Below are 14382 nucleotides of genomic sequence, written 5' to 3' on the forward strand. Positions count from 1 at the left end.
CGAGACGATGTAGGGCCCCAGTCAGCGACCAGTCAGACGCCGAAGGAGGCGATCCCACCAAGGGCTCTGGGATGCAGGGACGGCTTCGAGGATGCGGTGGTCTGACTCGCGGTTGAGCTGGATCTCATCATGTGTGAAGTTGCGTGCCCACTTGATCGTGCCGTGATCGATGACGTAGTGAGACTGGCACGGCAACGCCCAGTTCCCGATCGATGGCCATATCGTGACCGTGCCGTCGAACGTGAGCACCCACTGACCGGGTGAGAGGGGTGTGATGACCTCGCGACCACAACCGCAGGCACACAGGTGCGCGGTGGTGGAGAACCGGGCTGACACGTAGAGGTGGCCTGGCTCCAGTTCTGTGGGAAACGACGTCACGAACTCGGGAACGATCCGCGTCTCCCTCACGCTGCATCCTCCCCTGCATCCCCATTTCCGTTGCGGATGGTTCCCGTGAAGATCCGGTAGACGGTCTCATCGACCGGCTTGAGCTCGGCGTAATACGTGAGGTACTTCTTCCAGTTGATGACCGCGAGCATTGCGTTGAGGCAGTTGAGGTCGGCGGTCTGGATGTTGCGGTCGTACTCGTCGGGCCTGCCGGTCGCGGTGGAAATCGCGCCGTGTGACATGCCGGGGAAGTGGTTCACGACGGCCAAGAGTCCGGAGAGGCGCCCGCCTTCGTCTCGGATGCCCATGCCGACTTCGATCGTGGGGATGCCTCGTTCGTGGAGCCAAGCGAGGATCGCGGTTTTGTCGTTCGCATCGGCGGCGGCCATGAAGACGAAGGTGCAGTTGCCGAGGAGTTCAAGGTTGTCGGCGGTGATGAAGTCCGGGTGCGCGGTGATACCAGTGTGCATGTGGGAGTAGACGCGGGCGAAGTGCTCGGCCTTGTTCGGACGCAACTTGAGGTCCTCGATGTCGGCAGCGCCTGGAGCGCGGTAGGCGTTATGGTTGTCGAACACATCACCGTCGAACAACTCGATGGTGTCGACCCAGGTCTTGGACACCTGGTCGAGGATGAAACTGCCGGTGCCGCCCAGGCCGATGATACCGATGCGGTGGCCTCGGAACTTCGCGTTCATCTCAGCGAGACCCGCGCGAGCGGTGCCGGTGTCGGGGTACACGAACGGCAGGTCGTCTGGAACCTCAGTCCAGCCAGCACCCGGCGTCGCCGTCACAGTCGGGTCGAGTGCCTTCGCGGGATGGCTCAGGATCCGCACGTACGAGGTGATCTTGTCGTAGGTGTTGGCGTAGGCGCCGGCGTTCTTCGGCTTGCTGGAGATCATGAAGTTCGCGCTGAGTTCCGGGGTTATGGCGTGACCGTCGGGTGACGGACCTGGGATCGGCTGCCCGTGCTGATCGCAGGGCTGCTCGCCGATGAACCAGATCCTGTGGTCGCCGGAGCCGTCCTGGACGATGTCGCCGCTGAACACGACCGGCAATGCGAGCCGCCCGTACGTCACCGCCTTGGCGGCGGTGACGTACGGGACACGCTCGACGATCAGGTGGTTGGCCTCGAACGAGAGGCAGTAGTCCTCGTCGAGCAGTCGACGAGTCGACGGATCACGATCGAACGGTGACGTAGACATCGAAGACCATGTTTTCCTTGACCTTGACGGTGCCGCCGGGCTGGAGCGAGCCAGCCCCACCGCCGTTGTGCCCGCGCGAGTACTCGATACGCGCGACGTCTCCGTCGTTGAGCGGCTCGTTCGGGAACGCCAGGTTGTAGACCTCCTCGTAGGAGATCTCCTTCTTGTCCCACTGGAACTCGCGGGTGTTGACGAAGATCGTCACGGCGTGCTCGCCGTGACCAGGATTGTTGCCGGGACTCATAGCCCCTCCCTGTGTCAGAGCCCTTGCTGGAGCTTTGCTCTGACTGTATCAGCAAAGCGTCATCACGCTTGTCAAGACACGCTATGTCGTGTCATCAGGACGGCAGTTCCGCGCTAAGCTCACCTTCATGGAGCGGAACTGCGCAGCGTCGGCGTACCCGGCATGGACAACGTGACAGGCGCCTCCGACACTTCCGCGAGCGTGGAGGGGCTCGATCTCGCCCGGCTGGGCGAGATGCTCCGCGAGCGCCGCGGGAAGTTGTCCCTGCGCCAAGCCGCAGCCGAGGCGGGTGTCAGCTTCAGTACGTTCACCCGCGTCGAAGCTGGCGCTCAGCCCGACCTCACCTCGTTCACCCTCCTGTGCGCATGGCTCGGCGTCTCCCCGGGGCAGTTCTTTGCGCCCGTTACCGAACGCCAGATCGCCCCGATCGACGAGGCGATCGCGCATCTCGCCGCCGACCCGCGGTTGGCGCCGGACGCCGCCTCGAAGATCGCGGATGTCCTCCGCAACATGTACGACGTACTTGCCAAGGCGCCGGCGCAGCGGCAGGTAGTGGCGTGCCACCTCCGCGCCGCATCTGTGCTTCGTCCCGGCGTTCCCCATCGCCTCAACTCGCTCCTCGGTGAGATGCACGACAAGTTGGCAGCTCGCGTGGCCGGCGGGGAGCTGTGACGCTACGCCGCGGGTTCAAGGCTGAAGCCGAACGAGAGGCGGCAAGGGTCCGGAAGGAGCTGGGTCTCGCCTCGCACGATCGCCTTGACCCGCGAGACCTCGCTAAGCACCTAGGTGTCTCGATCGTTGACGCGGGTGAGCTTGTAGACGTTGCAGAGCTTGAAGACCTGGAGCGCCTCCAGGCGTTTGCCTTTTCCGCAGCCACCTTCGAGATCGAGCAGCGCAAGATCATCGTGGTCAGCCCGTTGCGCAACACTGGCCGCCAGAACAGCGACATCGCGCACGAACTCGCGCACGTCATGCTCAAGCACGATCTGTCTGAGATCCGCGAAGTCGACGGGATGCCGTTCCGGACCTGCAAGCCGGACGAAGAGGAAGAGGCCACCGCCTTCGGAGGAACACTCCTGCTGCCTCGACCTCTACTTCTGAGTGCTGCGCGGCGCCAAGCCTCGATCGAGCAGATCGCCAATCAGTACGACGTGACCGTCGAGATGGCGCGCTTCCGGTACAACACCACTGGCGTCGCCAAGCAAGCCATGTCCCGCAACAGCTAGTCGCTGGCCGCCGCATTGGGAGCATCCGAAATATGAACTGATCGGTTCACGATCGTGGTCGTCCGTGGGTGTCGCGGGTGGGGATGCCGCGTTCGCGGAGTTTGGTCAGCACGGTGGTGTGGTCGACGCCCAGGTGTTCGCCGACTCGCGCTAGTGACCAGCCGAGGTTGTAGAGGTGGATCGCGTCGTCGACCTGCTCGGGGGAGAGTCCACGGCGGCGCATCGGCACGTCGTGTCGTTTGAGGATGTTGCTGACCGTGCGCCGTTCGATGCCGAACCGGGTACCCAGCTCGTACACGGTTGCTCCGGCTTGGTACCCAGAGATGAGGTCCTTGACTTGGACAGCGTCGAGTTGCCGGGCACGACCTGGTTTCGGCCGGTCAGCGGGCGGCGGAGTGGGCTTGGACGGGTCGGGGAGCTTCCGGAGCAGCGCCTCCAGGGCTTCTACCTGGGGTTTTGTGTTGTAGTAAGTTCCCCCAAGGTCCACAGTCGTCAAGATCGTCCGGCCTGCACGTTAGCGCAGGTCGGGCGATCGGTTCGCCGCGCGAGCCGGGCCAGGCACTGCGCCCCTTGAGCCCACGTGTCGTCCAACCGGTGAGCCAGCGGATGGCGCCGGAGTCGGGCTGCGCGCCTCGGCTTCCGGAGGCTGACCAGCTACGCCCGGCCGATGCCACGTGGCCACGTCTCCGCGCCGCCGCCGCGATCGCGATTCGACGGAGACCTCCCACCTGCACGCCGTGCGGATGCTCCGAACCCGCGGCGGGGGGTGTCGAGCGGCGCCGTCGTGCGAGGCGCGACCAAAGCCGGGAAATCGCTGAAATACGGACGGGCCGCAGGGGCGGCCCTCTCCGCCGGGGGCCGCGCCGGATCCGCCGCTGCGGCCGCAGCAGCGCGCGCTGCGGCCGAGGCCGCCCGCCAAGCCGCCCGCCGGGCGATGGTGCGAGCCCGAGCACTGACTCCCGCGGCGCGGCCACCTCTCTCGCCGTCCCTCTCACCCAGCATGAGAAGCCAGCCTCGAGGCCGCCAACAACCAACCCGTCATCAACCTCAAGGTCCTCGACCCCGCCAACGGCGCACAAGGCCGAGCGGCAGCCGACGCCGGCCCATTCACCCCTGCCACCGACCCGACAACCGCCACCACAGCAAACCTGTCAACGGGCGGCGCAGTCCCGGGGACTGTTTCAAGATCGGTGTTTCTGGCCCGACACGCCGGGCTGAGGTCCGGCGGGATGGGCACTGTGAGTGATGACATCTGGGGCTGTGACTCCACGTAAGAGTGAGAAGCGGTTGTCGCCGGAGCAGGCCGCTGCGGTGGCGATGGTGGCCGAGGCCCGGCAGCGGGGGCTGGAGCTGACCGGCCCGAACGGGCTGTTGAAGCTGTTCACCAAGAACGTGTTGGAAACCGCGCTGAATGAGGAGATGACCGAGCACCTCGGACATGAGAAGCATCGTGCCGAGCCGGGGCGTGATTCGGCGAATGTGCGTAACGGGACCCGGAAGAAGACGGTGCTCTCGGACGCGGCCGGCGAGGTGGAGATCGAGGTTCCGCGGGATCGGGAATCCACGTTCGAGCCGCAGATTGTGAAGAAGCGGCAACGTCGGCTCACCGATGTGGACGAGATCGTGCTGTCCCTGTATGCGAAGGGGATGACCACCGGTGAAATCTCGGCGCATTTCGCCGAGATCTACGGCGCGTCGGTGAGCAAGGAAACGATCTCCCGCATCACCGACAAGGTCGTGGCGGAGATGCAGGACTGGGCCAGCCGTCCGCTCGACGTCGTCTACGCCGCGGTGTTCATCGACGCGATCGTGGTCAAGGTCCGCGACAGCCAGGTGGCCAACCGGCCTTTCTACGCCGCCATCGGTGTCACCGTGGACGGCCGTAAGGACGTGCTCGGCCTGTGGGCGGGCAGCGGCGGCGAGGGCGCCAAGTTCTGGATGAGCGTCCTGGTCGATCTGAAAAACCGCGGCGTGAAGGACGTGTTCTTCCTCGTCTGCGACGGTTTGAAAGGCTTGCCCGAGGTGGTGGAACAAGTCTGGCCGGCCGCGATCGTGCAAACCTGCATCATCCACCTCATCCGCAATTCGTTCCGGCTCACCTCCCGGAAATACACCGACGCGCTCAAACGGGACCTCAAAGCCATGTACGAGGCCCCCAACGCGACAGCGGCGGAAGTGGCGTTGCAGGAACTGGACGACAAATGGTCTGCGCAGTATCCGGCGCTGGTCCGACTGTGGCGCAACGCCTGGACCGAGTTCGTGCCGTTCCTCGATTACGACGTCGAGATCCGAAAAATGATCTGCTCGACCAACGCGATCGAATCGCTCAATGCCCGCTACCGGCGGGCGGTGCGAGCCCGCGGCCACTTCCCAACCGAGCAGGCCGCCCTGAAGTGCCTGTACCTTGTGACCCGCAGCCTGGACCCCACCGGCACAGGCCGCGCCCGATGGACGATGCGCTGGAAACCCGTACTCAACGCCTTCGCCATCACCTTCGGTGACCGCTGGCCGGCCGCCGAAACCTACTAACCGAACCGCCAGAAACACCGATCACGGGATAGACCCCAGTCCCGGACAACTTCGTCGATTTACCATGGGACGAACGATCGTTGTGCTCGGAGTTCCGATCCGACGGCATTGATCTCGGCAGGGGGATCGCCAACCCAGACTTCGGCCGCCGCTTCTACACGACACGTGATCCGGAGCAAGCAGCGGCACGAGCTAAGAGGGTCGTGAGAAAAAGAGGTGGAGTTCCCGAGGTTGTGCGTTTCAGGGTCCCTGTATCAGAATTGGAATCTTTGAGTACGCGAACTTTCGTGGAGGCGGACGATGCCTGGCGGAGCTTTACGCTGCATCATCGTTCGAGTAAGGATCTTCATGAATACGATGTTGTCGAGGGGCCCATGGTGGGTAACGTGGAGAATTTGAGACGCGGGGGTATAAGGCGGCCGTGGAGGAGTCAGGTGTCCTTCCATGCGTCGTTTGCCGCATCGGTATTGAACAGGTTCATCCAATGATGCAAAAATGTCCTTGGCGTAGCGAGCGCGGTCGTGAATACTATCCTTTGATAGTAAGTGTCATGGTCTCAGAATTCGGCATAACCGAAGAAGAGGCTACTGGTCGAATCAATGACCTCCTGGGTGATTGGGAAATGGATGATCCAGACTTCGAAAATGCATTGGGTCATCAAGATCCCGAATACTGGGCTTACGAGGTTTACTATGGGCACATCGATTTTTGGTGGAACCAGCCGGCAGAAAAATTAACGCCACGTCCTTGGAGTCCAACTTAGTGTTCGTTGGAACTATGATTGATGTGCGCCTTCCGGACGTGAGATAAGCAAACGGCAGAGCTGCGCGCCGATCGGACCGGGTCGCACCTCAACGAAACCCTGAAGGACTCAACCTGCCCCGCGGACGTTTCGTTCTCGCACGACCTCCACATGTGGGTCTGGCTGGCTGGATCGGGCTGGCCGCGTTGGCGGTGTTGCTGGCGGGGAGGTGCGCTAGATGGTCGACCCCGTATGGCCGGCGCGGCTGGCGACGTCGGCTTGCTCGGCCGGTACGGTCCGGGTACCAGCGTGGCCTGGTGCGTCGTCTCGGCCGTCTCTCCCGGATCACCGTGGAGCCAGTCGACACGGGCCTGACGCTGTCCGGACTCGCCCAGAATTTCGTCGCACAGATCGAGTACGGATCTTTACCCGGCGTCCACGAGGGGAGTCAGGTGCGCGGCGAAGGCCGCGTCGTCGGGGGTGGTGTAGGACGTGTGCTTGACACCCCGGTTGCCGGAGGGCACCACGATGGTGAGCTGGCAGTCGTCCACGGTGGGGGCGCCGTCGACGGTGAACTCCGCGACCGGGCGGCCGGTGCGTGCTTCGACGACGGTCACCGCGTAGCGGCCCTGGTAGGTGACGCGCGTGGAGCCGTCCTCGTACTCGCACGACCGGATCGCGGCGGGGGCGGCCTGGCCGATCAGGCGGCTGCACCCGACGAGCTGCACCTCGTCCGCAGGCGGCGGCCAGGCCTCCGCCGAGGTAAAGCCCTGCAGGTAGTCGGGGAAGCCGGACCCCTCGTACACGGCCACGGCGTGCGGCCCCGGGCCGGAGTAGGCGGGCGCTTGGCCGAACGCTTCGCCGCCCGTGCACAGCCGGGCCAGATCGGTGATCTCGCGCGGCCGCTCACCGAAGGCGAGTTCCAGCGCGAGCGGCACCGCGGTGAACCACACGACCAGACCCGACAGGGCCACCGCCAGCGCCCCGGCGGCCAGGCGTGGCGTTCGCCGCGGCGGGTACGGACGCCCCGAGCGGACGGTGCGCACCAGCTCGTCGCGGGCCCACACCCTCCCGATCGGCCGCGAGCCGGTGTTCCAGACGAGCCGCAGCCCCTCGGCGACCTCGACCTGCTCCCACCGCAACGCCTCGGGCTCCGCGCCGGGCACCCACACCACCAACCCGCGCTCGGCGGCGCCGAACCAGCACCGGCCGCCGGGCACCGGACCCCACCAGGTCCAGGCCGCCGTCGCCCACAGCAGCGCCGCGTAGCCGAGCACGATCCACCGCCAGGCCGTCGAGTCGTTGAGGACGAGGTAGAACGCCGCGATCCCGGCCGGGACGAGGCCGAGCACGCCCAGCATCGCGCCGGCGACCGGTTCCCGGAAGGTCCGGTGCACTCGAACAAGCCGTCCGAAGCCGGCGGCCTCGGCGTGCTCGGCCAGTACGCGGTTCGTCACCATGTGCCCCTCATCCGGTTGTCCGGTTCATACCGGACGGCGAGGGCCGGGTGTACCGCCTGTCAGGTTGCGGTCAGTTCAGGCCGGATTCCGGTGCCAATCAGTCGGTGGCGGTGATCCACAGTTGGATCGCCAAAGCGAGGCCGATCACCGCGACCGTCAGGCGCAGCCCAGCAGCCGGCAGACGGCGGGCGATCCGTGGTCCCAGCGTCGAGCCGACGAACATGCCCAGGCCCAGGGCCGCCGCGGCCATCCCGGTATCGCTGGTGCAAAGCGGTAAGCCGGGGCTGCGCAAGTAACGTCAGCGAGCCGATGAGCACCAGGAACGGCACGACGTGAGCGAACACCCCGGTCGGTGCGGAGAGCAACAGCACCGCGCCCGCCGCGCCGCCGAGAGCGGACAGCGGGACCCAGCGACGCAGCCATGGTCCGTGGCCCGCCAGTTCGGGTTGAGAGACAAGAGCCGCGCCAGGCCAGCATGCCGCCCCGGCAACGAGGTTGGTGACGTTCGCCGACAGGGCGGGAAGCCCCGCCACGAGCAGAGCAGGGTAGGAGATCAACGAGGTGATGCCGCCTGCGCTGCCGACCAGTCCGGCGAGTACGCCGGAAGCGGTCAGAAACGCGCCGTCACCGAACCCGATCACGACGCTGGCCGCGCAGCCGAGCAGGTGTCCTGCAGCACGGTCCCCCTAACTTCGTGCCGGTTGCCCGAACGACATCTTCGGCTCTGCCCCAGGGGTGAGGTCAACGTAGGAGTACGGCGAAAACCCTGCGGCAGGAGGATTGAGCATCGCGCCGGTAGATGCCAGCTTCGACGTCGTGACTGCCGGGTCTGCCCTGCGCCGCGCACAGACAGGACCCCCGGCCGCGCCGTGATCGCCCGGCGGACCCGCGGCCCGCCACCTCCCGCGCCTTCCTTTCCTGGGACGACGACGCGAAAGGAGGTGATCACATGTCTAGTACCAGGTTTCGCCGGCCGCGTGGCGGGAGTTCCTCGCCCAGCACGGTGACGGCGGAGTCATCACGGCAACCGTGACGCGGGTGGTTCCGTTCGGCGCCATCGTCGAACTGCCGTCCGGCGTGCCAGGGCTGCTGCCCGGGCCCGTCCGGACCACGGAAGCCGAGCCCGGCGCACGGGTCAGCCGAGCACACCCTGCACCGCCACGGTTTCGGTGTACTCGCGCAGGCCCTCTTCGCCCAGTTCCCGGCCGATTCCGGACTGTCCGAAGCCTCCGAAGGGGGCGTCGAGGCTGAAGGACGGTCCGTTGACGTCCACCTGGCCCGTGCGCATCCGCGCGGCGAACGCCAGTGCCCGCTCGGGCTCACCCCACACCGCGCCGTGCAAGCCGTAGCGGGTGCCGTTCGCGATCCGCAGCGCCTCGTCCTCGTCCCGGTACGGCAGCACCACCAGCACCGGGCCGAACACCTCCTCCTGCGCGATCTCCCAGTCCTCCCCGGCACCCGCCACGACGACCGGCGACGTGAAATGCCCGCGCGGAGGCAGAACGCGCCCGTGCCCGATCACGCGCGCGCCGCGGGCCCGGGCACGTGCCACGAAGGACTCCACTCGATCCCGCTGCGCCGCGGACACCAGCGGGCCGTTCTCGGTGGCCGGGTCGTGGGGATCGCCGACGACCACCGCCGCCATCGCCTCGGCCGCGCACTCGACCGCGGCGTCGTGCTGCGCGGCCGGGACGAGCAGCCGCGTCCACGCGCTGCACGTCTGACCGGAGTTCAGCGTCGCCGAAGCGACGGTGGCCCGCACCGCCGTCACGAGATCCGCGCCGGGCAGCACGACGCTCGCCGACTTCCCGCCCAGCTCGAGGCACACCCGTTTCACCGACTCCGCCGCCCGCGCCATGACGGCCCGCCCGACCGTGGTCGACCCGGTGAACGACACGACGTCGACGCCGGGATGGGACGCCAGCGCCGCGCCGACGACCTGGCCGCGACCCAGCACGACGTTGACCACCCCGGGCGGCAGACCGGCTTCGGCGACGGCCTCGGCGAACAGGCACGTGCTCAGCGGTGTCAGCTCGGCCGGCTTCGCGACCACGGTGCAGCCCGCGGCCAGTGCCGGCGCGACCTTCGCGGCCAGCTGGTACAGCGGGTAGTTCCACGGCGTGATCGCGGCGACCACCCCGGCAGGCACCTCGTGCACGAGCGAAGCGCCCACCTCGCGGACCGGTGACCGGTGCGCGGCGAGATCCGCGTAGTACCGCACCACGTCGATCGCCACGTCCACCTGGGACTCCCGCGTCACCGTGACCGGGCAGCCGACCTCGGCGACCACCGTGGCGACCAGCTCGTCCCGCCGGTCCCGCAACCGGTCGGCGAGCGCGCCGAGCAGAGCCGCACGCTCGGCGTACCCGCGTGCGGCCCAGTCCGGGAACGCGCGCGCTGCCGCTGCCACCGCCCGCGCCACGTCCTGTTCGGTGCCGTCGGCGGCGTGCCCGACGACCTCCCCGGTCGCCGGGTCGGTCACCGGGATGGTGGCCGCCGGCCGGTGCCATTCGCCGTCGATGAACAAGTCAGCGCGCATCAGCGGCCTCCCCGGCACCGAGCTCGGGTCCGTAGACCTGCTTGCCGAGCCACTGTCCACCGTCGACGGTCAGGACCTCGCCGGTGATGTAGGCGGAGCCGTCACCGAGCAGGAACGCGGCCGTCCCGGCGATTTCGTCCGTCCCGGCCATGCGGCGCTGGGGCACGCTGGCCAGGACGCGGTCGCGGCTGGCCTGGTCGCCCCACAGCGCCGCTCCCGCGCCCGCGGTTTCCGTGGGGCCGGGCGCGAGGCAGTTCAACCGCACGCCGCGGCCGGCCCATTCGACGGCCAGGGTGCGGGTCATCGCGAGGACCCCGGCCTTGGCCGCGGCGCTGTGCACCGTGCCGGGGTGGCCGTGCCACGCGTAGCTGGCGATCACCGACAGCACGCTGCCGGACCGTTGTTCGAGCATGACGTCGGCGGCCGCCCGCGTGCAGTGGAACGTGCCGTTCAGCACGATGTCGATCACCGCTCGCCAGCCCCCTGCGCTGAGCCGCTCCCCGGGGCACACGAAGTTGCCCGCCGCGTTGTTGACGAGCGCGTCGATGCGGCCGAACCGGTCGCGCACCGCGGTCATCGCGGCGCTGACCTGGTCGAAGTCGCGCACGTCCACGGTCAGCGCGGTGGCGGTGCCGCCCGCGGCGCCGATGAGGTCCACCGTCTCGGCCAGCGGCTCGGCCCGCCTGCCGAGCACCGCGACGCTGCCACCGCCCGCGGCGTACCGGCGGGCGATGGCGCGGCCGATGCCGGATCCGCCACCGGTGACCACCGCGACGCGTCCCGCGAACTCGCTCATGCCGGTTCCTCCTCGCTGTGCCCGCGGAACACGAGCGCGTCGACGGCGAGCACACCGTCGGCGCTGGCCCGCAGGGGGTTGATCTCGCAGGTCGCGACCGGCATCCGGGACACGGCGGCGATCGCTCGCGCCAGCGCCGGGATGTCCACGCCGGGCGCGCCGCGCCAGCCGAGCAGCCGCGGATGACCGCGCAACCGGGCGAGCATGGCCGTGGCTTCGGCCTCGTCGACCGGGGCCAGTTCCAGCACCGTGTCGCGCCACAACTCGGCCTCGACGCCACCGGAGGAGACGACGACGACCCGCCCGAACACGGGGTCGTGACGCAGGCCCACGAGCACCTCGACCACCCCGGCCCGCTCGTCCATCCGCTCGACCACCACCGAGTCCAGGCCGAGCCGGGCGGTCAGGTCCCGGTGCGCGGCGGCCACCTCCCCGGCGGTGCGCAGCCCGAGCACGACGCCGCCCGCCTCGGTCTTGTGGTCGAGGTCCGCCTTGAGCACCGTGGCACCGGGCCAGCTCGCGGCCAGTGCCACGGCCTCGTCCGCCGACCGCGCGGTGCCGGCCTCCGGCACCGGTATCCCCGCCTCGCGCAGCATGTCGCGGGCCGCGAGGTAGGAACAACGCTCGCCTTCCCCGACCGGGTCCGGGGTGGGCACGTCCCGCGCTACCGCGCGCTCCCACCGCACGCACCCGGCGACCGCACGCAGGGTCGTCTCCACGTCGGCGAACACCGGGATCCCGCCGCGGACCAGCACGTCGACGGCCGGGCCGTCCTCGGCCATGCTGTGCACGACCACCGGAACCGTCCTCGCGAGCCGGGTCAGCCGGTGCGCGACCGCGCACTCGGCCTCCCGCAACCCCGGACTGTCCACTCCGAACCGTCCGAAGTAGCCGGTGAGCACGACCGCGCCCGCCTCGGGAGCGACCGCCTCCGCGACTGCCGCGTAGGACGACAGGTCCTGTTCCCCCGCACCGGCGAGGTCGACCGGGTTGCCGGGCACGGCCGGCAGGGTCTCGGCCAGCCGCGCTCGCGCACCGGACCCGAGCGGGGTGACCCGCAGGCCCGCCGCGGTGGCGACGTCCGCGGCGAGCGCTCCCTGCCCGCCCGAGTCGGAGACGATGACGATCCGGTCGCCGCGCGGGCGCACACCCGCGGCGAGGGTGTGCGCGAGCGCCGCCGCCTCCGCCGGGGTCCGCGCCCGCACCGCGCCGGCGGCGCGACAGGCCGCGTCGAGCACGTCCATGCTGCCGGTGAGCGCCCCGGTGTGGGAACGAGCCGCGGCGCTGCCTGCCGCGCTGTCACCGGCGGCCAGGACCACGAGCGGTTTGCCCGCCTCGCGCAACGCCCTGGCTGCGGACAGGAACCCGGCGGCATCCCGGACCCCTTCGAGGTAGCAGATCACCGCCGTGGTGCCCGGGTGCGCGGCGAGCCCGGCGAGCAGTTCCTCGGACGTGACGTCGGCCTGCACTCCGACCGAGGCGAACCGGGACACGCCCGACCCGTGCCGGTGCAACAGGTGCGCCAGCTCGGAGCCGACCTGGCCGCTCTGCGTGATGATCGCGACGGGCCCCGGCGCGAAGTGGCCCCACGCCAGTCGCAGCTCCTGCGCACTGTCCACAATGCCCAGTGAGCTGGGACCGAGCAGCCTGGCCCCCGCCGCGCGGGCGCGCCGCGCGAGGTCGCGGAGCAGCGCGGGCCCACCGGGCAGGCGCTGCACGCCGTCGGTGATGACGAGCACCGCGCGCGACCCGAGGTCGAGCGCGCCGGTCACGGTTTCCCCGACGGCGGTGGCCGGCACCACCACCGCCGTCAGGTCGACCGGCTCGCCCACCTCACGCAGGCTCCGGGCGGCGGGCACCCCGCACACGCGGCCACCGCGGTGGTTGACCAGGTGCACCGCGCGGCGGTCCCGCCCGCTCAACGCGCCGGAGGCGAGCCAGTAACCCCATTTCGCCGGGTTGTCGCTCGCCCCGACGACCGCGACCGAACGGGGCTGCCACAGGGCCGAGAGGTCGTCCGCCCCCGTGGCCGCCTGGCCGGCGACGGTGTCAGCGGCGGTCATCGAGGCTCCGGGAGATGATGAGCCGCTGGATGTCGGAGGTCCCTTCCTCGATCTCCTCGAGCTTGGCGTCGCGCATCCACTTCTCCACCAGGAACTCCCGCGAGTAGCCCCACCCGCCGAGCGTCTGCACCGCGGCCCAGGTGGCGAACATGGCGGTCTCGGAGGCGACGAGCTTGGCCATGGCCGACTCCCGGCCGGCGGGCAGCCCGGCGTCGATGCGCTTGGCCGCGCGCCACGTCATGAGCCGCGCGGACTCGACCCGGGTCGCCATGTCCGCGAGCCGGAAGGCGACCGCCTGGTGTTCGATGATCGGCTTGCCGAACTGGCGGCGCTGGCGCGCGTACTCGGTGGCGTACTCGGTGGCGGCGCGCGCGACACCGGTCGCCGCCGCGGCGAGGATCGTGCGCGACCGGTCGAAGGTGTGCATCAGGCCGCGGAACCCGTCACCCTCGGCGCCGAGCCGGTCCCGTTCGGGCACCTCCACCTCGTCCAGCACGAGCTCGGCGTTGATCAGCGCCCGCTGGCCCATCTTCTTCCACGGCTCGGACACGGTGAACCCGGGAGTGTCGCGGTGCAGGACGAACGCCGTCACCCCACGGGACCGCAGCGCCGGGTCGACGGTGGCGAACACGATGTAGTACTCGGAGGCACCGGCGTTGGAGATCCACGCCTTCCGTCCGGAAAGGACGTACCGGTCGCCCTTGCGGACGGCGCGGGTGGTCAGGCTGGCCGCGTCCGAGCCGGTGTCGGGCTCGGTCACCGCGAGGGAGGTCATCGGCGGGCGCGGCGCCCCCAGCGGGGTGAGGTAGCGCTCCCGCTGCTCGCCGGTGCCCAGCTCCAGGATCGGGTGGGCGAAGAACCCGTTGGCGGTCAACAGGTTCCCGATGGCGAGGTCACCCGTGCACAGCTCCTCCTGAACGAGGCACTGCGTGAACACGTCGGTGAAACCGCCGCCCCCGTAGGCCTCCGGGAGCATGAACGAGGTGAGGCCGACCTTCGCGGCCGAATACCAGATGTCCCACGGGACTTCGGTGTCGGCCTCGTCGACCTCGCGCGCGATGGGCCGGATCTCCTGTTCGGCGAAGCGGCGGCACAGGTCGAGGATGTGGTTCTGCTCGTCGGTCAGGGCGACGAGTTCGGTGGGTAGGCGCAAGGGGAGCTCCTCGGAAACGGGGAGGGAATGGGCGAGCACGT

At 69.0% G+C, this 14382-nt stretch carries 15 protein-coding genes and 2 pseudogenes; 6 read left to right on the forward strand and 11 right to left on the reverse strand.

Annotated features, from left to right (window positions below):
- Nucleotides 1–21: 21 nt before the first annotated feature.
- Genes L1857_RS08660 through L1857_RS08670 form a run of 3 tightly spaced genes read right to left on the reverse strand, consistent with a single transcriptional unit; the run spans nucleotide 22 to nucleotide 1833 of the window.
- Nucleotides 22–408, reverse strand: a complete 387-nt coding sequence (locus tag L1857_RS08660; protein ID WP_240323339.1) for a ubiquitination-like system serine protease family protein — start codon at nucleotides 406–408, stop codon at nucleotides 22–24.
- On the reverse strand, nucleotides 405–1589 hold the full coding sequence (locus tag L1857_RS08665) for a ThiF family adenylyltransferase (RefSeq protein ID WP_116112912.1): 1185 nt from the start codon (nucleotides 1587–1589) through the stop codon (nucleotides 405–407). Before L1857_RS08665 ends, L1857_RS08660 begins: the two co-directional genes overlap by 4 nt.
- Nucleotides 1564–1833: a multiubiquitin domain-containing protein gene (locus L1857_RS08670; protein ID WP_116112914.1), complete on the reverse strand. Its 270-nt coding sequence runs from the start codon at nucleotides 1831–1833 to the stop codon at nucleotides 1564–1566. The genes L1857_RS08665 and L1857_RS08670 overlap by 26 nt, the downstream gene beginning before the upstream one ends.
- A gap of 162 nt (nucleotides 1834–1995) precedes the next feature.
- Between L1857_RS08670 and L1857_RS08675 the strand changes: the two genes are divergently transcribed.
- Together L1857_RS08675 and L1857_RS08680 are read left to right on the forward strand one after the other, a co-directional pair.
- On the forward strand, nucleotides 1996–2505 hold the full coding sequence (locus tag L1857_RS08675; protein WP_205413353.1) for a helix-turn-helix domain-containing protein: 510 nt from the start codon (nucleotides 1996–1998) through the stop codon (nucleotides 2503–2505).
- The gene (locus L1857_RS08680; RefSeq protein ID WP_116112916.1) at nucleotides 2502–3059 is read left to right on the forward strand and encodes an ImmA/IrrE family metallo-endopeptidase; all 558 of its coding nucleotides are present in this window, start codon (nucleotides 2502–2504) and stop codon (nucleotides 3057–3059) included. Before L1857_RS08675 ends, L1857_RS08680 begins: the two co-directional genes overlap by 4 nt.
- A gap of 46 nt (nucleotides 3060–3105) precedes the next feature.
- Here the strand turns inward: L1857_RS08680 and L1857_RS08685 are convergent, their stop codons facing one another.
- A complete protein-coding gene (locus tag L1857_RS08685) occupies nucleotides 3106–3357 on the reverse strand; it encodes a hypothetical protein (RefSeq protein WP_232285517.1) in 252 nt (83 codons plus the stop codon).
- A gap of 1019 nt (nucleotides 3358–4376) precedes the next feature.
- Between L1857_RS08685 and L1857_RS08690 the strand changes: the two genes are divergently transcribed.
- The 3 genes from L1857_RS08690 to L1857_RS08695 all read left to right on the forward strand — a co-directional run bounded on the left by L1857_RS08690 (nucleotide 4377) and on the right by L1857_RS08695 (nucleotide 6351).
- A complete protein-coding gene (locus tag L1857_RS08690; protein WP_429728364.1) occupies nucleotides 4377–5588 on the forward strand; it encodes an IS256 family transposase in 1212 nt (403 codons plus the stop codon).
- 80 nt (nucleotides 5589–5668) lie between these two features.
- Nucleotides 5669–6076 carry a DUF3990 domain-containing protein gene (locus L1857_RS35660; RefSeq protein ID WP_116111465.1) on the forward strand — a complete coding sequence of 136 codons (408 nt, stop codon included), beginning with the start codon at nucleotides 5669–5671 and terminating at the stop codon, nucleotides 6074–6076.
- On the forward strand, nucleotides 6010–6351 hold the full coding sequence (locus L1857_RS08695; RefSeq protein ID WP_162831113.1) for a hypothetical protein: 342 nt from the start codon (nucleotides 6010–6012) through the stop codon (nucleotides 6349–6351). Before L1857_RS35660 ends, L1857_RS08695 begins: the two co-directional genes overlap by 67 nt.
- A gap of 404 nt (nucleotides 6352–6755) precedes the next feature.
- Here the strand turns inward: L1857_RS08695 and L1857_RS08700 are convergent, their stop codons facing one another.
- The 3 genes and pseudogenes from L1857_RS08700 to L1857_RS08710 form a co-directional block, all read right to left on the reverse strand.
- Complete coding sequence (locus tag L1857_RS08700) at nucleotides 6756–7790, reverse strand: hypothetical protein (RefSeq protein ID WP_116111464.1); 1035 nt, start codon at nucleotides 7788–7790, stop codon at nucleotides 6756–6758.
- A gap of 97 nt (nucleotides 7791–7887) precedes the next feature.
- Nucleotides 7888–8040 carry a hypothetical protein gene (locus L1857_RS08705; protein WP_240323265.1) on the reverse strand — a complete coding sequence of 51 codons (153 nt, stop codon included), beginning with the start codon at nucleotides 8038–8040 and terminating at the stop codon, nucleotides 7888–7890.
- 64 nt (nucleotides 8041–8104) lie between these two features.
- Nucleotides 8105–8431 (reverse strand): annotated as a pseudogene (locus L1857_RS08710) (sulfite exporter TauE/SafE family protein); the annotation flags it as partial.
- 370 nt (nucleotides 8432–8801) lie between these two features.
- Between L1857_RS08710 and L1857_RS35365 the strand changes: the two are divergent.
- Nucleotides 8802–9041, forward strand: a pseudogene (locus L1857_RS35365) (S1 domain-containing protein); the annotation flags it as partial.
- Here L1857_RS35365 and L1857_RS08720 read toward each other — a convergent pair.
- Genes L1857_RS08720 through L1857_RS08735 form a run of 4 tightly spaced genes read right to left on the reverse strand, consistent with a single transcriptional unit; the run spans nucleotide 8926 to nucleotide 14341 of the window.
- Nucleotides 8926–10329 carry an aldehyde dehydrogenase family protein gene (locus tag L1857_RS08720; RefSeq protein ID WP_249464800.1) on the reverse strand — a complete coding sequence of 468 codons (1404 nt, stop codon included), beginning with the start codon at nucleotides 10327–10329 and terminating at the stop codon, nucleotides 8926–8928. The pseudogene L1857_RS35365 and the gene L1857_RS08720 sit on opposite strands and share 116 nt — an antisense overlap.
- Entirely contained in the window at nucleotides 10319–11125 is an 807-nt protein-coding gene (locus L1857_RS08725) for an SDR family oxidoreductase (RefSeq protein WP_094006685.1), read from the reverse strand. Before L1857_RS08725 ends, L1857_RS08720 begins: the two co-directional genes overlap by 11 nt.
- The gene (locus tag L1857_RS08730; protein WP_116111462.1) at nucleotides 11122–13188 is read right to left on the reverse strand and encodes an acetate--CoA ligase family protein; all 2067 of its coding nucleotides are present in this window, start codon (nucleotides 13186–13188) and stop codon (nucleotides 11122–11124) included. Before L1857_RS08730 ends, L1857_RS08725 begins: the two co-directional genes overlap by 4 nt.
- Nucleotides 13175–14341: an acyl-CoA dehydrogenase family protein gene (locus L1857_RS08735; RefSeq protein ID WP_116111461.1), complete on the reverse strand. Its 1167-nt coding sequence runs from the start codon at nucleotides 14339–14341 to the stop codon at nucleotides 13175–13177. Before L1857_RS08735 ends, L1857_RS08730 begins: the two co-directional genes overlap by 14 nt.
- Nucleotides 14342–14382 lie beyond the last annotated feature (41 nt).

This window comes from Amycolatopsis thermalba, assembly GCF_023376025.1.
Classification (GTDB): Bacteria; Actinomycetota; Actinomycetes; order Mycobacteriales; family Pseudonocardiaceae; genus Amycolatopsis_E; species Amycolatopsis_E thermalba.